This is a genomic window from Streptomyces sp. NPDC054887 (genome assembly GCF_053610585.1).
This window is the reverse complement of the sequence record NZ_JBSGYQ010000024.1, coordinates 80,397-99,140: the sequence shown is the minus strand read 5'-3', so window position 1 is coordinate 99,140 and position 18,744 is coordinate 80,397. Positions and strand designations below refer to the sequence as shown.

At 71.9% G+C, this 18,744-nt stretch carries 15 protein-coding genes; 5 read left to right on the top strand and 10 right to left on the bottom strand.

The window, feature by feature from the left end; translation table 11 throughout:
• From ACWGH0_RS16250 to ACWGH0_RS16230, 5 genes are all read right to left on the bottom strand, one after another.
• On the bottom strand, positions 1–1,610 hold a 1,610-nt coding region (locus tag ACWGH0_RS16250; RefSeq protein ID WP_453404790.1), incomplete at its 3' end, for a DEAD/DEAH box helicase.
• A gap of 89 nt (positions 1,611–1,699) precedes the next feature.
• Entirely contained in the window at positions 1,700–1,903 is a 204-nt protein-coding gene (locus ACWGH0_RS16245; protein ID WP_015607926.1) for a cold-shock protein, read from the bottom strand.
• 243 nt (positions 1,904–2,146) lie between these two features.
• Positions 2,147–3,304, bottom strand: coding sequence for an acetyl-CoA C-acetyltransferase (locus ACWGH0_RS16240; protein WP_453404789.1), 1,158 nt, complete (start codon positions 3,302–3,304; stop codon positions 2,147–2,149).
• Positions 3,305–3,344: 40 nt separating this feature from the next.
• Entirely contained in the window at positions 3,345–3,956 is a 612-nt protein-coding gene (locus ACWGH0_RS16235; protein WP_453404788.1) for a TetR/AcrR family transcriptional regulator, read from the bottom strand.
• Positions 3,957–3,986: 30 nt separating this feature from the next.
• A complete protein-coding gene (locus ACWGH0_RS16230) occupies positions 3,987–4,793 on the bottom strand; it encodes an SDR family oxidoreductase (RefSeq protein WP_453404787.1) in 807 nt (268 codons plus the stop codon).
• A 47-nt stretch (positions 4,794–4,840) separates the two neighbouring features.
• On the opposite strand from ACWGH0_RS16230, the gene ACWGH0_RS16225 reads away from it, so the two are divergent.
• Genes ACWGH0_RS16225 through ACWGH0_RS16215 form a run of 3 tightly spaced genes read left to right on the top strand, consistent with a single transcriptional unit; the run spans position 4,841 to position 7,823 of the window.
• Complete coding sequence (locus ACWGH0_RS16225; protein WP_453404786.1) at positions 4,841–5,695, top strand: enoyl-CoA hydratase; 855 nt, start codon at positions 4,841–4,843, stop codon at positions 5,693–5,695.
• Entirely contained in the window at positions 5,695–6,840 is a 1,146-nt protein-coding gene (locus ACWGH0_RS16220; RefSeq protein ID WP_453404785.1) for an acyl-CoA dehydrogenase family protein, read from the top strand. The genes ACWGH0_RS16225 and ACWGH0_RS16220 overlap by 1 nt, the downstream gene beginning before the upstream one ends.
• Positions 6,840–7,823 carry an acyl-CoA dehydrogenase family protein gene (locus ACWGH0_RS16215; protein ID WP_453404784.1) on the top strand — a complete coding sequence of 328 codons (984 nt, stop codon included), beginning with the start codon at positions 6,840–6,842 and terminating at the stop codon, positions 7,821–7,823. The genes ACWGH0_RS16220 and ACWGH0_RS16215 overlap by 1 nt, the downstream gene beginning before the upstream one ends.
• Here the strand turns inward: ACWGH0_RS16215 and ACWGH0_RS16210 are convergent.
• Positions 7,818–8,321 (bottom strand): pyridoxamine 5'-phosphate oxidase family protein, encoded by a 504-nt coding sequence (locus tag ACWGH0_RS16210; RefSeq protein WP_453404783.1) that lies wholly within the window; start codon positions 8,319–8,321, stop codon positions 7,818–7,820. The genes ACWGH0_RS16215 and ACWGH0_RS16210 overlap by 6 nt on opposite strands.
• A gap of 161 nt (positions 8,322–8,482) precedes the next feature.
• Here ACWGH0_RS16210 and ACWGH0_RS16205 point away from each other — a divergent pair, with 161 nt between their 5' ends.
• A complete protein-coding gene (locus ACWGH0_RS16205) occupies positions 8,483–9,982 on the top strand; it encodes an FAD-dependent oxidoreductase (protein ID WP_453404782.1) in 1,500 nt (499 codons plus the stop codon).
• Positions 9,983–10,145: 163 nt separating this feature from the next.
• Here ACWGH0_RS16205 and ACWGH0_RS16200 read toward each other — a convergent pair whose 3' ends face one another.
• Both ACWGH0_RS16200 and ACWGH0_RS16195 read right to left on the bottom strand, forming a co-directional pair.
• On the bottom strand, positions 10,146–10,715 hold the full coding sequence (locus ACWGH0_RS16200; RefSeq protein WP_453404781.1) for a HutD/Ves family protein: 570 nt from the start codon (positions 10,713–10,715) through the stop codon (positions 10,146–10,148).
• A complete protein-coding gene (locus ACWGH0_RS16195) occupies positions 10,712–11,428 on the bottom strand; it encodes a VWA domain-containing protein (protein WP_453404780.1) in 717 nt (238 codons plus the stop codon). Before ACWGH0_RS16195 ends, ACWGH0_RS16200 begins: the two co-directional genes overlap by 4 nt.
• Before the next feature lie 199 nt (positions 11,429–11,627).
• Here ACWGH0_RS16195 and ACWGH0_RS16190 point away from each other — a divergent pair, with 199 nt between their 5' ends.
• Positions 11,628–12,524, top strand: a complete 897-nt coding sequence (locus ACWGH0_RS16190; protein WP_453404779.1) for a rhomboid family intramembrane serine protease — start codon at positions 11,628–11,630, stop codon at positions 12,522–12,524.
• Positions 12,525–12,682: 158 nt separating this feature from the next.
• On the opposite strand, the gene ACWGH0_RS16185 is transcribed toward ACWGH0_RS16190, so the two are convergent.
• Positions 12,683–14,143: a glutamate synthase subunit beta gene (locus tag ACWGH0_RS16185; RefSeq protein ID WP_453404778.1), complete on the bottom strand. Its 1,461-nt coding sequence runs from the start codon at positions 14,141–14,143 to the stop codon at positions 12,683–12,685.
• The gene (gltB, locus tag ACWGH0_RS16180; RefSeq protein WP_453404777.1) at positions 14,136–18,695 is read right to left on the bottom strand and encodes a glutamate synthase large subunit; all 4,560 of its coding nucleotides are present in this window, start codon (positions 18,693–18,695) and stop codon (positions 14,136–14,138) included. Before gltB ends, ACWGH0_RS16185 begins: the two co-directional genes overlap by 8 nt.
• Positions 18,696–18,744 lie beyond the last annotated feature (49 nt).

Below are 18,744 nucleotides of genomic sequence, written 5' to 3'. Positions count from 1 at the left end.
CCGCCGGCCTGCGCCCGCGTCCCGGCGCCCTGCCCGCGGCCACCGCGGCCACCGGCTGCGGCGCCCGCACCGGCGCCCGTACCGCTCTGGGCGCGCTCGCCCTGCGTACGGCCGCCGCTCTGCGCACGGGTGCCGGCGCCCGAGCCGCCCCCGGCTCCGCCGCGGCCCGCGCCGGCGCGTCCCGCGCCCGCGCCGCGCCCGCCGCTGCCCTGCGGACGCCGCTTCGGCTTCGCGGACGCCTGCTGCTGCTGCGGGACCTCGATCACGATGGCGACCCCGGAGGGCTCGCGCGCACCGGTGATCCGGGTGAGCTCGTCGTCGCTGGACTTGACCCGCGCGGTCTGCGGCACGATGCCGGCGGCCGACATGAGCTGCGTCATCTCCCGCTTCTCGTCGGGGAGTACGAGCGTGACGACGCTGCCGGACTCGCCCGCGCGGGCGGTACGGCCGCCCCGGTGCAGGTAGTCCTTGTGGTCGGTCGGCGGGTCGACGTTCACGACCAGGTCGAGGTCGTCGACGTGGATGCCGCGGGCCGCCACGTTCGTCGCGACCAGCGCGGTGACCTGGCCGGTCTTGAACTGGTCGAGCGTCCGGTTGCGCTGCGGCTGCGAACGGCCGCCGTGCAGCGCCGCCGCGTACACACCGCTGGCGAGCAGCCGCTTGGCGAAACGGTCCGCCGCGCGCTTGGTGTCGACGAAGAGGATCACCCGGCCGTCGCGGGCCGCGATGCGCGTGGCGACGGCCTTCTTGTCGGTCTCGTCGGCGACGTACAGCACGTGGTGCTCCATCGTCGTCACCGCGCCCGCCGACGGGTCGACGGAGTGGACCACCGGGTCGGTCAGGAACATCCGCACGAGCCGGTCGACGTTGCGGTCGAGCGTGGCGGAGAACAGCATCCGCTGCCCGTCCGGCTCGACCTGCTTCAGCAGCGCCGTGACCTGCGGGAGGAAGCCCATGTCGGCCATCTGGTCGGCCTCGTCGAGAACCGTGATCGACACCTGGCCGAGGTCGGCGTCACCGCGCTCGATGAGGTCCTTGAGCCGGCCGGGGGTGGCGACGAGCACCTCCGCGCCGCGGCGCAGCGTGTTGGCCTGCTTGGTGATCGACATGCCGCCGACGACCGTGGCCATCCGCAGGTTCACGGCCGTGGCGTACGGCGTGAGCGCGTCGGTGACCTGCTGCGCCAGTTCGCGGGTGGGCACCAGGACCAGCGCGAGCGGTGCGCGCGGCTCGGAACGGCGGCCCGCGGTGCGGGCCAGCAGCGCGAGGCCGAACGCGAGCGTCTTGCCGGAGCCGGTCCTGCCGCGGCCGAGGATGTCGCGGCCGGCGAGCGAGTTCGGCAGGGTCGCGCCCTGAATGGGGAAGGGCTCCGTCACACCCTGTGCCGCCAGGGTCTTGAGCAGGGCCGCGGGCATGTCGAGAGCGGCGAAGGCCTCGACGGCCGGCAGCGCCGGAGTGATGGTCTCCGGCATCGCGAATTCGCCCTGCACGGGTGTGGCCCGGCGGGCGGGGCCCTTCGCGGGGGCCTTGCCGCGAGCGCCCTGCGCGGAACGGGTGCGGGCGGGGCGCGCGGAGCGGGTGGTGGCGGCGGGGCGTTCGGAGCGGGTCATTCAGGTTTTGCCTTCCTGGGAACAAGCACAAGCCGGGGCCCGCACCTTCTCGGTGCGGGCCCCGGCTGGCGAGGTATCGCGTCGGCGAATTAGGCCGGGACGATGTTCTCCGCCTGCGGGCCCTTCTGGCCCTGCGTGACGTCGAAGGAGACCTTCTGGCCCTCCTGGAGCTCACGGAAGCCCTGGGTGGCGATGTTGGAGTAGTGGGCGAAGACGTCAGCGCCGCCGCCGTCCTGCTCGATGAAGCCGAAGCCCTTTTCCGAGTTGAACCACTTCACGGTTCCAGTAGCCATGTCATTCTCCTAAAAAACTGGGGCAGATCCGGAAATCCGCACTTCACGGATTCCACGTCGCCGCAATGAGCCCCATCCGGAGAACCGGAAAACAAAATGCGCCTGAGGAAGCATTCCCGTCAGGCGCACATAATGTTTATGGGTACCAAAACTGCAACTCCTCCACCCTAACACGATGCCGCCGGAGCACCACCCCTGACAGGCACGGAGATCGCCGTACGGGTGACGTGCCGGTCCGGCCGTTCACAGGCGTTCGATGATGGTGACGTTCGCCTGGCCGCCGCCCTCGCACATCGTCTGGAGGCCGAACCGGCCTCCCGTCCGCTCCAGTTCGTGGAGCAGCGTCGTCATCAGCTTGACGCCGGTGGCTCCCAGGGGGTGCCCCAGGGCGATGGCGCCGCCGTTGACGTTCACCCGGTCGGGGTCGGCGCCCGTCTCCTTCAGCCACGCGAGCACGACGGGCGCGAACGCCTCGTTGATCTCGACCAGGTCGATGTCGTCGATCGTCATGCCCGCCTTCGCGAGCGCGTACGCCGTCGCGGGGACGGGCGCGGACAGCATGCGGATCGGGTCCTCCCCGCGTACGGACAGGTGGTGGACGCGGGCGCGCGGGGTGAGGCCGTGGTCCGCGACCGCCCGTTCGCTGGCGATCAGCATCGCGGCCGCGCCGTCCGAGACCTGCGACGAGCAGGCGGCCGTGATCGTGCCGCCTTCGACGACCGGCTTGAGCGCGGCCATCTTCGCCGGCGTGGTGTCCCGGCGGGGCCCCTCGTCGACCGTGACGTTCCCGTACGCCACCGTCTCGCGCGCGAAGCGGCCCTCGTCGATCGCGCGCACCGCCCGCCGGTGCGACCGGAGGGCGTACTCCTCCATGTCGAGCCGCGAGATGCCCCACTTCTCGGCGATCAGCTGCGCGCCGTGGAACTGGTCGACCGGCAGGGACCCGTACCGCGCGCGCCAGCCGATCGAGCCGGCGAACGGGCCCTCGGTGAGGCCGAGGGGCTCCGCGGCCCGCCGGGACGCGAAGGCGATCGGGACCTGCGTCATGTTCTGGACGCCCCCGGCGACCACCAGGTCCTGCGTGCCCGACAGCACGCCCTGGGCCGCGAAGTGCACCGCCTGCTGCGAGGAACCGCACTGCCGGTCGACGGTGACGCCGGGTACCTCCTCGGGCAGCCCCGCCGCGAGCCACGCCGTACGGGCGATGTCGCCGGCCTGCGGGCCGACCGCGTCCAGGCAGCCGAACACGACGTCCTCGACCGCCGAGGGGTCGATTCCGGCGCGCGTGAGGAGGGCCCGCAGGACGTGCGCGCCCAGGTCGGCGGGGTGGGCGTCCGCTAGCCCTCCGCCGCGCCGGCCGACGGGGGTACGTACGGCTTCGACGATGTAGGCCTCGGCCATGGCTGCTGCTCCTTCGTATGACGAACGTCCGACAAGCGGTTCACGTACGCAGAGCGATGCCGTCCAGGACCATGGAGAGGTACTGGCGGGCGATCTCCTCGGGGCTGTGCAGGCCGCCCGGCCGGTACCAGGACGCGGCGACCCAGACGGTGTCGCGGACGAAGCGGTAGGTGAGCCGGACGTCGAGGTCCGCGCGGAACACCCGCGCCTCGACGCCGCGCTCCAGCGTCCCGAGCCACGCCTTCTCGAACTTCCGCTGGGAGTCGGCGAGGTACTGGAAGCGGGGCTGGGCGGACAGGTGCCGGGACTCCTTCTGGTAGATCGCGACGGCGGCGCGGTGCCGGTCGATCTCCCGGAAGGACTCGGTGACGAGCGCTTCGATGGTCTCCCTCGGCCCGAGCCCGGCGGCGAGCACGGCGTCGTACCCCTCCCACAGCTCGTCGAGGAAGGTGGAGAGGATCTCGTCGAGCATCGATTCCTTGGAATCGAAGTGGTAGTAGAGGCTGCCGGCGAGCATGCCGGCGGCATCCGCGATCTTGCGGACGGTCGTGGCGTTGTAGCCCTGGGCGGCGAACACCTCGGCTGCGGTGCCGAGGAGTTCGCTGCGCCGCTCGGGCGCGGCGGTCACCTGGTTCTTCTTCGTCTGGGGCACGCTGCCATTGTCCGCCCGGGCGCGGTCCCGCTAGGCACGCCGGCTGCTGACGGAGACCGTCTCGCCGGTCATGTACGAGGAGTAGCCGCTCGCCAGGAAGACCACGACGTTCGCGACCTCCCACGGCTCGGCGTACCGTCCGAACGCCTCGCGCCCGGTGAGTTCCGCGAGCAGTTCGGCGGAGGTCACCTTCACCAGGTGCGGATGCATGGCGAGGCTGGGGGCGACGGCGTTGACGCGCACGCCGTACGCCGCCGCCTCGACGGCCGCGCAGCGGGTGAGCGCCATGACACCGGCCTTGGCGGCGGCGTAGTGGGCCTGGCCCGCCTGGGCGCGCCAGCCGACGACGGAGGCGTTGTTGACGACGACGCCGCCCCGGCCGCCCGCCTTCATGGAGCGCAGAGCGGCCCTGGTGCAGCGGAAGGTGCCGTTCAGGGTGACGTCGAGGACCTTGGTCCACTGGTCGTCGCTCATGTCGACAAGTTCGGCCGTGCCGCCGAGGCCGGCGTTGTTGAAGACGATGTCCAGGCCGCCGTGCTCCTGTACGGCGAGGTCGAACAGGGCGCGCACCTGCGCTTCGTCGGTGACGTCGCACGGCAGGGAGGCGACGTTCGCGGCGCCGTACTCCCCGGCGAGCGCCTCCTCGGTCTCCTTCAGGCGGCGGGCGTGCGCGTCGCCCAGCAGGACGCGCGCTCCCTCTTCGAGGAACCGGCGGGCCGTGGCGCCCCCGATGCCGGCGCCGGCGGCGGCGGTGACGACGGCGGTGCGGCCGTGCAGCAGGCCGTGCCCGGGAACGTACGCGGGGCGCGGGGCGCGGGAGTCCTCGACGCTGCTCATGGCCGTACGTTAACCTACCAAACACTTGTTAGGGAAGGATGTGCCCGATGCCCACGCCCCCCGCCCACGAGCCTCCCGTCCGCTACGAGCGACGCGGGCCCCTCGCGTACGTCACCCTCAACCGCCCGCGCTACCGCAACGCCCAGAACTCCGCGACGACCTACGCCCTGGACGCCGCCTTCTACCGCGCGGCCGACGACGCCGAGGTCAAGGTGGTCGTGCTGGGCGGGGCGGGCGAGCACTTCTGCGCCGGCCACGACATCGGCACGCCGGAACGCGACGCCCACCTGCCCTTCGAGCGCAGGGCGGGCCTCTGGTGGGACCACAGCGACAAGCAGGGCGCCGAGTCGCGGTTCGCGCGCGAGTCCGAGGTGTACCTGGGGATGTGCCGGCGCTGGCGCGAACTGCCGAAGCCGGTCGTCGCGTCCGTCCAGGGGGCGTGCGTCGCGGGCGGGCTGATGCTCGCCTGGATCTGCGATCTGATCGTCGCCTCCGAGGACGCGTTCTTCGCCGATCCGGTGGTGCGGATGGGCATACCCGGCGTCGAGTACTTCGCGCACCCCTGGGTGATGCCGCCGCGGATCGCCAAGGAGTTCCTCTACACGGGCGACCGGATGCCCGCGCGGCGGGCGTACGAGATCGGCATGGTCAACCGTGTCGTGGAACGGTCCGAACTGGCGGAGCGCACCGAGGAACTCGCTCTGCGGATCGCGCGCATGCCGCGCCTGGGACTGGCGCTCACCAAGCGGGCGGTCAACCAGGCGGAGGACCTCCAGGGCATGCACGCCGGCATGGACTCCGTCTTCGGGCTGCACCACCTCGCGCACGCCCACAACGCCGAGACGGCCGCCGACCCGCTCGGCGGGATGGACGTCTCCGCGATGAAGAGGGCGAGCTCCTGATGGACCTCCGGCACACCCCCGAGGCGGACGCCCTGCGCGCCGAGGCACGCGCGTGGCTGGCCGCGCACGTGCCCTCGCGGCCGCTGCCCTCCCTGGAGACGGCGGAGGGGTTCGCCGCACACCGCGCCTGGGAGGCACGACTGCACGCGGACCGCTGGTCGGTCGTGTCGTGGCCGCCCGAGTACGGCGGCCGGGGCGCCGACATCTTCGGGTGGCTGGTCTTCGAGGAGGAGTACTTCGCCGCGGGCGCCCCGGGCCGGGTCTCGCAGAACGGCATCAACCTGCTCGCTCCGACGCTCTTCGACCATGCCACGCAGGAGCAGCGCGCCCGGGTGCTGCCGTCCATGGCGAGCGGCGAGGTGATCTGGGCGCAGGCGTGGTCCGAACCCGAGGCGGGATCGGACCTGGCGTCCCTCACGTCCCGCGCGGTACGGACGGACGGGGGGTGGCTGCTGTCCGGACAGAAGACGTGGTCGTCGCGCGCCGCCTTCGCGGACCGCGCCTTCGGGATCTTCCGCACGGACCCCGGCGCGGCGAAGCCGCACCACGGTCTGACGTACCTGATGTTCGACCTGCGGGCGCCGGGGGTCACGGTCCGGCCCGTCGCCCGGCTCGACGGCAGGCCGGCGTTCGCGGAGCTGTTCCTGGACGACGTGTTCGTACCGGACGAGGACGTCGTCGGGGAGCCGGGGCAGGGCTGGCGGATCGCGATGTCCACGACCGGGAACGAGCGGGGGCTGACCCTGCGCTCCCCCGGCCGTTTCCTCGCCGCCGCACAGCGGCTCGTACGGCACTGGCGCGCGGCGGCGGACCCCTCGGACACCGCACTGAGCGACCGGGTGGCGGACTCGGTGGTGGGGGCGCGCGCCTACCAGTTGTTCACGTACGCCAACGCGTCGCGTCGCGCGGCGGGCGCGTCCGCCGGGGCGGAGTCCAGCCTCAACAAGGTCTTCTGGTCGGAGTACGACATCGCCCTGCACGAGACCGCGCTCGACCTCCTGGGCCCGGACGGTGAACTGGCGGACGGCGCATGGGCCGAGGGGCACCTGTTCTCGCTCGCCGGGCCGATCTACGCGGGAACGAACGAGATCCAGCGCGACATCATCGCCGAGCGGCTGCTCGGCCTGCCGAAGGGCCGTCGCTGATGAGATTCCTGCTGACCGGCGAGCAGGCCGCTTTCGGCCGTTCCCTGGACGCGATGCTGACGGCGGCGGACACGCCGTCGGCCGTACGGGCGTGGGCGGCGGGAAACGCCGTTCCCGGGAACGCGCTGTGGGCGCGTCTGGGTGCGGCGGGCGTCTTCGCACTGGCCGTTCCCGAGCAGTACGAGGGGGTGGGGCCGCTGCCGGTCGAACTGGCCGTGGCGTACGCCGAACTCGGCCGGCACGCCGTGCCCGGCCCGGTGGTGGAGACCGCGGCGGCCGCCGCGCTGCTGGCGCGCCTGGCGGAGCACGGTGAGACGGGTCCCGCGAAGCGGCTGCTTCCGGCGCTGGCCGGCGGCCGGGCGAGCGCCACGCTGACGCTGCCCGGGGGCGGCCCGTACGCGCTGGACGCGGACACGGCGACGTACGTCCTCACCGTGCACGGCGGCGAGCTGCGGCTCGCTCCCGGGTACGGCGTGCTGCACGCGTCCTCGGACCCGGCGCGGCGGCTGTACCGGCCGGAGCCGGGTGGCGAGCGGCTGGCCTCGGGGCCCGCGGTGGCGGCCGCCGCCGCGTACGCGGCCGACTGGGCGGCCTTCGCCACGGCGGCGCAGGCCCTGGGCACCGGGCTGGCCCTGCTGGAGCGGACGGTGGCGTACACCCGGCAGCGGACGCAGTTCGGCACGCCCATCGGCGGGTTCCAGGCGGTCAAGCACCGGCTGGCCGACACCCTGACCGGGCTGGAGTTCGCCCGGCCGCTGCTCTTCGGCGCGGCGCTGTCCATGACGAGCGCCGACATCGCGGCCGCGAAGCTCACGGCCGGCGAGGCCGCGTACGCCGCTGCCCGTACGGCACTGCAACTGCACGGGGCGGTCGGCTACACGCAGGAGCTCGACCTGTCCCTCTGGCTGCGCAAGGCGCGGCCGCTGCGGGACGCGTGGGGGACGCCGTCCCAGTGCCGGCGCCGGGTGCTCGCCGCTTCATGACTCCTCGCGGGGAGCCTCCTCCCCGTTGCCCCGGCGGATCGTCCGCACCGGGCCGCCGGGGCGCCAGGCACGTACGACGAGTTCCTCGCCCTCGACGGAGGTCGCGACCACTTCGGTGGGCCGGACCCGGAACAGGTGGAACGGCTCGGGCGGCGCGACCTCGCCGGAGAACCGGGCGATCTCCCCGGGATCGGTGACCTCCACCGCCAGGCCGCTGATCCGCACGTCCCCGTCGCGCATGTCGTCGCCCGGTCCGGGGTTCGCCTGGAGGGCGAAGCGCGGGTCGCGCCGCAGGTCCTGGGCCTTGCGCGAGTTCGGCATCATGCCGAGCCACAACTCGCCGTTCGAGAAGGTCGCTTCGAGTCCCGTCACCCGGGGCGATCCGTCCTTGCGGATCGTCGCGACGACGTGGTGCCTGTACTGCTGGAACCGGCGGCGCACGGCCTGCTCGAACTCCGGTTGCGCGGCGTGGAAGTCTGCCCAGTTGCTGTCGGCCATGCCGCCATTGAAGCCGGAATACCGGACATCTTCTGTCGCACATCGACGGCGTCCATGTGGATCAACACTTGTAGGCCAACAGACGTTGACACGCTCGCGCGACCCGCCCTACATTGACAACACACGTTGACCAACAACCGTTGGCACTTGGAGGGTTCGTCATGAGCGGCACGAGCGGTACAACTCCTCAGCGCCACGTCGTCGTAGTGGGCGCGGGCCCCACCGGGCTGCTGGTCGCCGGTGATCTGGCGGCGGCGGGCGTGCCCGTCACAGTGGTGGAGCGACGGCCGGCGGGCGTCAGCAATCTGACCCGCGCCTTCGGGGTGCACGCCCGCACCCTGGAGCAGCTGGACGCGCGCGGCCTCGCCGACGAGCTGCTGACCACCGGCCGGACGGTCACCCGGCCGCGGCTCTTCGGCTCCCTCGAAGCCGACCTGTCCGCACTCCCCTCACGCTTCCCCTTCCTGCTGGTGACCCCGCAGTACGAGGTGGAGAAGCTTCTGCTGCGCAGGGCGCAGGAGAACGGCGCCGCGTTCCTGTACGGAACGGAGGTCACCGGGATGGTGCAGGACGGCACGGGGGTGTCACTCGACGTGCGGCGCGAGGACGGCGCGACCGAGACGCTGCGCGCCGCCTACGCGGTGGGCGCCGACGGGGTGCGCAGCGCGGTCCGCGAGGCGCTGGGCATGCCCTTTCCCGGCCGTGCGGTCATCAAGTCGATCGTGCTGGCCGACGTACGACTCGCCGAGGAGCCCGGCCGCAAGGTCGCGATCGACAGCCGGGGAACGGCGTTCGGTTTCTACGTCCCGTTCGGGGACGGGTACTGGCGCGTGGGCGGGTGGGACCGTGCGCGCGGCGAGGTTCCCGACACCGCGCCGGTCGAGCTGGACGAGCTGCGCGCGATCGTGCGGCAGGTGTTCGGCAGTGACTTCGGTATGCACGACGCCCGTTGGCTCTCCCGCTTCCACAGCGACGAACGGCAGGTGCCGCGGTACCGGGTCGGCCGCGTCCTGCTCGCCGGCGACGCGGCGCACACGCACTCCCCGGCCGGGGGCCAGGGCATGAACACCGGGCTCCAGGACGCGGCCAACCTCGGCTGGAAGCTGGCCGCGGTGGTGAACGGGCAGGCGCCGGACGAGCTGCTGGACTCGTACCACGACGAACGGCACCCCGTCGGCCGGGCGGTGGTGCGCAGCAGTGGCGCCCTCGTCCGCCTCGCCATGGCGCAGGGTCCGCTCCGGCGCGGTCGGCGCGCCCTGCTGACGGCCGCCGTCGCTCATGTGCCGCCCGTGACCCGCAGGGCGGTCGGCCGGATCACCGGCATCGGTTACGCGTACGGCGCTCCGCGCGGCACCCACCCGCTCACCGGCAGGCGGGTGCCGGACCTCTCGCTCGTGGAGGGCCGCCTGTACGAACTGCTGCGCGCGGGCCGGTTCGTGCTGATCACCCCGCGCGGTACGGACACCGTCCACGGGCAGGAACTCACCGTGGCGCACTGGGCGAGCGACCGCCGTACGACGCTGCTCGTACGCCCGGACGGACACGCGGCCTGGGCATCGGAGACCGCTGTGAACCCGGGTGGCGGTGGCGTCGCGGTGACGGTCGCCGGGATGCGGGTCTCCTGGAGGTCCGGTACACGCACGCCGGTACCGCGCGGCTGACGGGCGGGACCACCGCCCGTCCGGGCCCCGCCGCACGACGCCGCCTCACCGCGCCCCGCCGCCTCACCGCGCCCCGCGCCGCACCCGCCGGCCGGCCGGCCGGACGGGGGTGGCTGCACCGGAAGTCGATGCCCCTCGGGGCGGCGGCGCAGCCGCAGTAGGCTCAACCAGCAGTCGGTTCGCCGGAGGGCGTCAGCGTGACGACCGCCGCGTGGCCGGTGGTGGACAGGGCGCCCGGTGAGGCGGTCACCACGGCGTCGTAGCGGGCGAGGGTGACGCCGTCGAACGTCGCCGTTCCGTCCAGGGCGACGATCACGAGGGTCCCGTCCGGCGGGACCGCCACGTCCAGGCCGCCGCGCAGCGACGCGACCCGGGCGGCGGTCCGGCCCCGGCGGTGCATGACATTGAGGTTCACGACCCGCCCGCCGAGCAGCCGGCAGTCGGTGGCGGCGTCCCCGGCGAAGTGCTGGGGGACGTACCGCTCGTCGACGAGCCGTCGCGTCCCACCCACCGTGAGGTCCATGCCCGTGCCCTCGGTCATCGTCAGAATCCGGTCCACCTCCGGAAACTCCGAGAACGGGCCGTCGCCTTCCACCTCCGCCAGACTGATCCGCCAGTCGAAGCCCGCCGTTCCGCCGCCCGCGGGGAAAGCGGCGATCTCCCGGGTGAGCCCGCCGCCGTTCTTCCACGCCACGGCCTCCCGGCCGGCCGCCCTGAGCACGTCGCGCGTCATCGCGCGATGCCCTGCGCCCGCGCCGCCGCGAGCCAGGCCGGGAACTCCCCGACCAGCCGGTCGTACAGCTCCGCGTCCGGGACCTCGCGCGGGTCGAGTCCGGCGTGGAAGTAACCCGCGTTGTCGACCGGACGCCTGGCGGGGACGGCCAGTTCGTCGAGTTTGCGCAGGAAGTCGAACTGCGTGCTGCGCGTATTGCCGAAGCCCACGAACTGCCAGAACAACGGCAGCTTCGCGGCCTTGCAGACGTACCGCTCGGCCGCCAGCTTGTTGATCGGCCCCCCGTCGGTCTGGAAGACGACCAGGGCGGGCGCCGTCGATCCGCTGTCGAGGTAGTGGTCGATCACGGCGTCCATGGCCAGGTGGTAGCTCGTCTTGCCCATGTGACCGAGCCCGGCGACGATCTCGTCGATCCGGCCCCGGTGGTTGTCGAGGGCGATGTCCGTGGTCGCGTCGACGTCCGTGGAGAAGAAGACGAGGGGCACGCTGCCGTCGTCGTCCAGGTTGGCCGAGAGCCCGAGGACCCGGTCGGCGAGGGCCTGCACGCTGCCGTCCCGGTAGTACGGCTTCATGGAACCCGAGTAGTCGAGGACCAGGTAGACGGCGGCGCGCTGCCCGCTCAGCCCGTGCTTGCGCAGGGACACCCCCGCACTCTTGTAGAAGCTGACGATCGCGGGCGCGGTCTCCTCGACCTTGTGGAGGCTTATCGCCACGTCGGGTCTCTCCGTTCCGTACAGGCGGGGGTGAACAGGCGTCAGGGGCAGGGCTGCTGAGATTACGCGACCGACGCCGGGGGCCACCGGGAGTTCCGCCCCAGCGCTGCCCCGGGACCGCTACGGGCCGGTACGTTATGTTGATCGGCGCCGACCCCCACCGGCCCTCCCGTCAGCCCGGAAGTGCAAGGAGTCGGCCGTGGAAGCCGCTGTCACGACGTGTTACCGCCACCCCAAGTACGAGACGTACGTGAGCTGCGCGCGCTGCGAGCGGCCCATCTGTCCGGACTGCATGCGTGAGGCGGCCGTCGGTCACCAGTGCCCCGAGTGCGTGAAGGAGGGCCACAGATCGGTGCGCCGGGCGCGCACGGTCTTCGGCGGCCCGGTGGCGGGCGCGGCCGCGCCCGTGGTGACGTACGCGCTGATCGCCCTGAACGTCCTCGCCTACCTGACGGAACTGGCGGATCCCGGCGTCGTCCACCGGTTCGGCATGCTCGGCCGGGGCCTGCTGGGCCCGGAGAGCGGGGCCTACCCGGGCCCGACCGTCGTGGGCGTCGCGGAGGGCGAGTGGTACCGGCTGCTCACCGGCGCCTTCCTCCACCTGTCCCCGGCCGGCGGCAGCTTCGGGATCATGCACATCGTCATGAACATGCTCTGCCTGTGGAACATCGGCAGGGCGGTCGAGGACCAGCTGGGCCGGGCGCGCTACGCCGGGCTGTACGTGCTGTCCGCGCTCGGCGGTTCGGTGCTGGTCCACCTGCTCGCGCCGCACAGCCTCGTCGTGGGCGCCTCGGGAGCCGTCTTCGGCGTCTCGGCCTCGTACTACGTGATCTCCCGCCGCCTCGGCCATGACATGGGGGCCGTGAACCGCTTCCTCGCCGGGCTCATGATCTGGATGGTCGTGTCCGCCCTGTTCACCTCCTGGGAGGCCCATCTGGGCGGCCTGCTCACCGGCGGCCTGGTCGCCCTGGCGCTGGCGTACGCGCCCCGGAAGAACCGCACCGTGATCCAGGCGGCGGCGGGGGCCGGGGTGCTGGTCCTGCTGGTCGCCCTCGTGCTGCTGAAGAACCAGTCGCTGACCTCGTTCACGGGCTGAATGCGCGCACGGGCGGCCCCCGGCGGGTACACGCAACGGCCCACGGGCCGACCCCGGCGGGCACACGCAACGGCGCCCGCCCAGTGTCCGGTCGGGGACAGGGCGGGCGCCGCATTCAGTTCCGTACGCCGTTGTACGGGACGTTCTGGGGGCGTGCGTCAGACGGTCAGTGCGCGGTCCGTCGGCTTCACCGGGGCGGGCAGCTCGCTCGTCCCGGTCAGGAACCGGTCCACACCACGGGCCGCCGAGCGGCCCTCGGCGATCGCCCACACGATGAGCGACTGGCCTCGGCCCGCGTCACCGGCGACGAAGACACCGTCGACGTTGGTCGCGTACTGCGCGTCCCGAGCGATATTACCCCGTGCGTCGAGCTCCAGGCCGAACTGCTGCACCAGGCCGTTCGCCTGGTCCGTGCCGGTGAAGCCCATCGCCAGGGTGACCAGCTGCGCGGGGATCTTCCGCTCGGTGCCCGGCTTCTGCTCCAGCTTGCCGTCCTTGAACTCCACCTCCACGAGGTGCAGGAACTGGACGTTGCCGTCCTCGTCGCCCTCGAAGTGGGTCGTCGAGACGGAGTAGACCCGCTCGCCGCCCTCCTCGTGCGCGGAGGTGACCTTGTAGAGCATCGGGAAGGTCGGCCACGGCTGGTTGGCGTTACGGTCCTCGCCCGGCTTCGGCATGATCTCCAGCTGCGTGACGGAGGCCGCGCCCTGGCGGTGGGCGGTGCCCACGCAGTCCGCGCCGGTGTCGCCGCCGCCGATGACCACGACGTGCTTGCCCTCGGCGGTGATCGGGGAGACCGTCAGGTCGCCCTCCTGCACCTTGTTCGCGAGCGGCAGGTACTCCATCGCGAAGTGGATGCCGTTCAGCTCGCGGCCCGGGACCGGCAGGTCGCGGGAGACCGTCGCACCGGCGGCGATGACCACCGCGTCGTACCGGCGCCGCAGCTTCTCGGCGTCGATGTCACGGCCGATCTCGACCTCGGTACGGAACTTGGTGCCCTCCGCGCGCATCTGCTCGATGCGGCGGTTGATGTGCACCTTCTCCATCTTGAACTCGGGGATGCCGTAGCGCAGCAGACCGCCGATGCGGTCGGCGCGCTCGTACACCGCGACCGTGTGGCCGGCCCGGGTCAGCTGCTGGGCGGCGGCGAGACCCGCCGGGCCCGAGCCGATGACGGCGACGGTCTTGCCCGAGAGGCGCTCCGGCGGCTGCGGCGTGACGTCGCCGTTGCCCCACGCCTTGTCGATGATCGAGACCTCGACGTTCTTGATGGTGACGGCCGGCTGGTTGATGCCGAGCACGCACGCCGACTCGCAGGGAGCCGGGCACAGCCGCCCGGTGAACTCCGGGAAGTTGTTCGTGGCGTGCAGCCGCTCGGAGGCGGCCGCCCAGTCCTCGCGGTAGGCGTAGTCGTTCCACTCGGGGATGAGGTTTCCGAGCGGACAGCCGTTGTGGCAGAACGGGATGCCGCAGTCCATGCAGCGCCCGGCCTGCTTGCTGATGATCGGCAGCAGGGAGCCGGGAACGTAGACCTCGTTCCAGTCCTTGACGCGCTCGCCGGCGGGACGGGTCTTGGCGACCTCGCGGCCGGTGGTCAGGAAGCCCTTGGGGTCAGCCATTGGTCGCCGCCTCCATCATCTTCTCGGTGGTCTCCTGCTCGGAGAGACCGGCGAGCTCAGCGGCGTCCTTGGCGGCGAGCACTGCCTTGTACGTGGACGGGATGATCTTGCTGAAGCGGGTCACCGCGGTGTCCCACTCGGCCAGCAGCTTCGAGGCGACCGTGGAGCCGGTCTCCTCCTCGTGGCGGCGCACCACATCGTGCAGCCACAGCTTGTCGGTGTCGTCGAGGGCCTCGACCGCCCCGGCGTTGCCGGAGTTGACGTTGTCCGGGTCGAGGTCGATGACGTACGCGACGCCGCCGGACATGCCGGCCGCGAAGTTGCGCCCGGTCTCGCCCAGGACGACCGCGCGGCCGCCGGTCATGTACTCGCAGCCGTGGTCGCCCACGCCCTCCGAGACGACGGTGGCGCCGGAGTTGCGGACGCAGAAGCGCTCGCCCGTCCTGCCGCGCAGGAAGAGCTCACCGCTGGTGGCGCCGTACGCGATCGTGTTGCCGGCGATCGTCGAGTACTCGGCGAGGTGGTCGGCGCCCCGGTCGGGCCGGACGATGATCCGGCCGCCCGACAGCCCCTTGCCGACGTAGTCGTTCGCGTCGCCCTCCAGCCGCAGCGTGACCCCGCGCGGCACGAACGCGCCGAAGGACTGGCCCGCGGAACCGGTGAAGGTGATGTCGATGGTGTCGTCGGGCAGACCGGCCCCGCCGAACTTCTTCGTCACCTCGTGACCGAGCATCGTGCCCACGGTCCGGTTGATGTTGCGGATCGCGACCTGCGCGCGGACCGGACCGGCCGCCTCGGCGCTGTCCACGGCCAGGGCGTCGGCGGCGAGCTTGATCAGCTCGTTGTCGAGCGCCTTCTCCAGCGCGTGGTCCTGGGTCGTGATCTGGTGGCGCACCGCGCCTTCCGGCAGGTCGGGCACGTGGAAGAGCGGCTCCAGGTCGAGCCCCTGCGTCTTCCAGTGGTCCACGGCCGCGTCGGTGTCGAGCAGCTCGGCGTGGCCGACGGCCTCTTCGAGCGTACGGAAACCGAGCTCGGCCAGCAGCTCGCGCACTTCCTCGGCGATGAACTGGAAGAAGTTGACGATGTACTCGGCCTTGCCGGAGAACCGCTCGCGCAGGACCGGGTTCTGCGTGGCGATGCCGACCGGGCAGGTGTCCAGGTGGCAGACGCGCATCATGACGCAGCCGGACACGACGAGCGGCGCGGTCGCGAAACCGAACTCCTCGGCGCCGAGGAGCGCGGCGATGACGACGTCGCGGCCGGTCTTCAGCTGGCCGTCGGTCTGCACGACGATACGGTCGCGCAGCCCGTTGAGCAGCAGCGTCTGCTGGGTCTCGGCGAGGCCGAGCTCCCAGGGACCGCCCGCGTGCTTGAGCGAGGTGAGCGGCGAGGCGCCCGTGCCGCCGTCGTGGCCGGAGATCAGCACGACGTCGGCGTGCGCCTTCGACACACCGGCGGCGACCGTGCCGACGCCGACCTCCGACACCAGCTTCACGTGGATGCGGGCGGCCGGGTTGGCGTTCTTGAGGTCGTGGATCAGCTGAGCCAGGTCCTCGATGGAGTAGATGTCGTGGTGCGGCGGCGGCGAGATGAGACCCACGCCGGGCGTCGAGTGCCGCGTCTTGGCGACCCACGGGTAGACCTTGTGGCCGGGCAGCTGGCCGCCCTCGCCGGGCTTGGCGCCCTGCGCCATCTTGATCTGGATGTCGTCGGCGTTGACCAGGTACTCGCTCGTCACACCGAAGCGGCCGGAGGCGACCTGCTTGATGCTGGAGCGCCGTGCCGGGTCGTACAGCCGCTCGGCGTCCTCGCCGCCCTCACCGGTGTTGGACTTGCCGCCCAGCTGGTTCATGGCGATGGCGAGGGTCTCGTGCGCCTCCTGGGAGATGGAGCCGTACGACATGGCGCCGGTGGAGAAGCGCTTGACGATCTCGGACGCCGGCTCGACCTCGTCGATGGAGATCGGCGCACGGCCGCTCTTGAAGGCGAACAGGCCGCGCAGGGTCATCAGCCGCTCGGACTGCTCGTTCACGCGGTCCGTGTACTGCTTGAAGATGTCGTACCGGCGGTTGCGCGTGGCGTGCTGGAGGCGGAAGACCGTCTCCGGGTCGAACAGGTGCGGCTCGCCCTCGCGGCGCCACTGGTACTCGCCGCCGATGTCCAGCGCGCGGTGCGACGCGGCGATGCCGGAGGCGGGGTACGCCTTGGCGTGCCGGGCGGCGACCTCCTTGGCGATGACGTCGAGACCGGCGCCGCCGATCTTGGTCGCCGTGCCGTTGAAGTACTTCTCGACGAACGCCTCGTCCAGGCCGACGGCCTCGAAGACCTGCGCGCCGCGGTAGGAGGCGACGGTCGAGATGCCCATCTTGGACATGACCTTCAGGACGCCCTTGCCGAGGGCGTAGATCAGGTTCCGGATGGCCTGCTCGGGCTCGGCGCCCTCGATGAACGTACCGGCGCGGACGAGGTCCTCGACGGACTCCATGGCCAGGTACGGGTTGACGGCGGCGGCGCCGAAACCGATCAGCAGCGCGACGTGGTGCACCTCGCGCACGTCGCCGGCCTCGACGAGCAGCCCCACCTGGGTGCGCTGCTTCGTACGGATGAGGTGGTGGTGCACGGCGGAGGTGAGCAGCAGCGACGGGATCGGCGCGTGCTCGGCGTCCGAGTGCCGGTCCGAGAGCACGATCAGGCGGGCGCCGGCCTCGATGGCGGCGTCGGCCTCGGCGCACATCTCCTCGAGACGGGCGGCCAGCGCGTCGCCGCCGCCGCTGACGCGGTAGAGGCCGGACAGCGTGGCGGCCGTCATGCCGGGCATGTCACCGTCGGCGTTGATGTGTATGAGCTTGGCCAGCTCGTCGTTGTCGATCACCGGGAACGGCAGCGTGACGTTGCGGCACGTCGCGGCGGTCGGCTCCAGGATGTTGCCCTGCGGGCCGAGCGAGGAGCGCAGCGAGGTGACGAGCTCCTCGCGGATGGCGTCCAGCGGCGGGTTGGTGACCTGCGCGAAGAGCTGGGTGAAGTAGTCGAAGAGCAGCCGGGGCCGCTCGGACAGCGCTGCGATGGGCGAGTCCGTGCCCATGGAGCCGAGCGGCTCGCCGCCGGTGCGGGCCATCGGCGCGAGGATGACGCGCAGCTCTTCCTCGGTGTAGCCGAAGGTCTGCTGGCGACGGGTGACCGAGGCGTGCGTGTGCACGATGTGCTCACGCTCGGGCAGGTCCTCCAGCTCGATCTCGCCGGCTTCCAGCCACTCCTGGTAGGGCGCCTCGGCGGCGAGGCCGGCCTTGATCTCGTCGTCCTCGACGATCCGGTGCTCGGCGGTGTCGACGAGGAACATCTTGCCGGGCTGGAGGCGGCCCTTGCGGACGACCTTCGCCGGGTCGATGTCCAGCACGCCCACCTCGGACGACAGCACGACGAGCCCGTCGTCCGTCACCCAGTAGCGGCCGGGACGCAGACCGTTGCGGTCGAGCACGGCGCCGACCTGGGTGCCGTCGGTGAAGGTGACGCAGGCCGGTCCGTCCCAGGGCTCCATCATCGTGGCGTGGTACTGGTAGAACGCGCGGCGGGCCGGGTCCATGGAGTCGTGGTTCTCCCACGCCTCGGGGACCATCATCAGCACGGAGTGCGGCAGCGAGCGCCCGCCCAGGTGCAGCAGCTCCAGAACCTCGTCGAAGGACGCGGAGTCGGAGGCGTCGGGCGTGCAGACGGGGAAGATCCGCTCCAGCTTGTCCGCGCCGAACAGGTCGGAGGCGAGCTGGGACTCGCGGGCCTTCATCCAGTTGCGGTTGCCCTTGACCGTGTTGATCTCGCCGTTGTGCGCGACGAAGCGGTACGGGTGGGCGAGCGGCCAGCTGGGGAACGTGTTCGTCGAGAACCGCGAGTGCACGAGCGCGACGGCGGTCGCGCAGCGCCGGTCGGACAGGTCCGGGAAGAACGGCTCCAGCTGCCCGGTGGTGAGCATGCCCTTGTAGACGATGGTGCGCGCGGAGAGCGACGGGAAGTAGACACCGGCCTCACGCTCGGCGCGCTTGCGCAGGACGAAGGCCTTGCGGTCCAGCCGCAGGCCGGTCGACGTGCCGTCCGCGACGAAGATCTGGGAGAACGCGGGCATGGTGGCCCGGGCGCCCTTGCCGAGCAGCGAGGGAGTGACGGGAACCTCACGCCATCCCAGGACGTCGAGGCCCTCCTCGGCGGCGATCGCCTCGATCCGCTCGACGGCCTGTGCGGGGCCGTCGGCGGGCAGGAAGGCGATGCCGACGGCGTACGCCCCGGCCTCGGGAAGGTCGAAGTCCGTGACCTCGCGCAGGAAGGCGTCCGGGACCTGGAGCAGGATGCCGGCGCCGTCGCCGGAGTCGGGCTCGGATCCGGTGGCACCGCGGTGTTCGAGATTGCGCAGTACGGTCAGCGCCTGCTCGACCAGCTCATGGCTGGCCACACCGGTGAGGGTGGCCACAAAGCCGACGCCGCAGGCGTCGTGCTCGTTACGGGGGTCGTACATCCCCTGCTGGGCGGGGCGACCGTCCATGGGCGACCAGGCGTCGGAACGCATCGGCACTCCCGTCGTCGTCGTGGCATATGCAACTACCGAGGGACGACGT

Bases quoted from the DNA above. Each gene is read 5' to 3' on its own strand.
- ACWGH0_RS16245 (WP_015607926.1), bottom strand. From the start codon at position 1,903: ATGGCTACTGGAACCGTGAAGTGGTTCAACTCGGAAAAGGGCTTCGGC.
- ACWGH0_RS16240 (WP_453404789.1), bottom strand. From the start codon at position 3,304: ATGGCCGAGGCCTACATCGTCGAAGCCGTACGTACCCCCGTCGGCCGG.
- ACWGH0_RS16230 (WP_453404787.1), bottom strand. From the start codon at position 4,793: ATGAGCAGCGTCGAGGACTCCCGCGCCCCGCGCCCCGCGTACGTTCCC.
- ACWGH0_RS16225 (WP_453404786.1), top strand. From the start codon at position 4,841: ATGCCCACGCCCCCCGCCCACGAGCCTCCCGTCCGCTACGAGCGACGC.
- ACWGH0_RS16220 (WP_453404785.1), top strand. From the start codon at position 5,695: ATGGACCTCCGGCACACCCCCGAGGCGGACGCCCTGCGCGCCGAGGCA.
- ACWGH0_RS16215 (WP_453404784.1), top strand. From the start codon at position 6,840: ATGAGATTCCTGCTGACCGGCGAGCAGGCCGCTTTCGGCCGTTCCCTG.
- ACWGH0_RS16210 (WP_453404783.1), bottom strand. From the start codon at position 8,321: ATGGCCGACAGCAACTGGGCAGACTTCCACGCCGCGCAACCGGAGTTC.
- ACWGH0_RS16205 (WP_453404782.1), top strand. From the start codon at position 8,483: ATGAGCGGCACGAGCGGTACAACTCCTCAGCGCCACGTCGTCGTAGTG.
- ACWGH0_RS16200 (WP_453404781.1), bottom strand. From the start codon at position 10,715: ATGACGCGCGACGTGCTCAGGGCGGCCGGCCGGGAGGCCGTGGCGTGG.
- ACWGH0_RS16185 (WP_453404778.1), bottom strand. From the start codon at position 14,143: ATGGCTGACCCCAAGGGCTTCCTGACCACCGGCCGCGAGGTCGCCAAG.
- gltB (WP_453404777.1), bottom strand. From the start codon at position 18,695: ATGCGTTCCGACGCCTGGTCGCCCATGGACGGTCGCCCCGCCCAGCAG.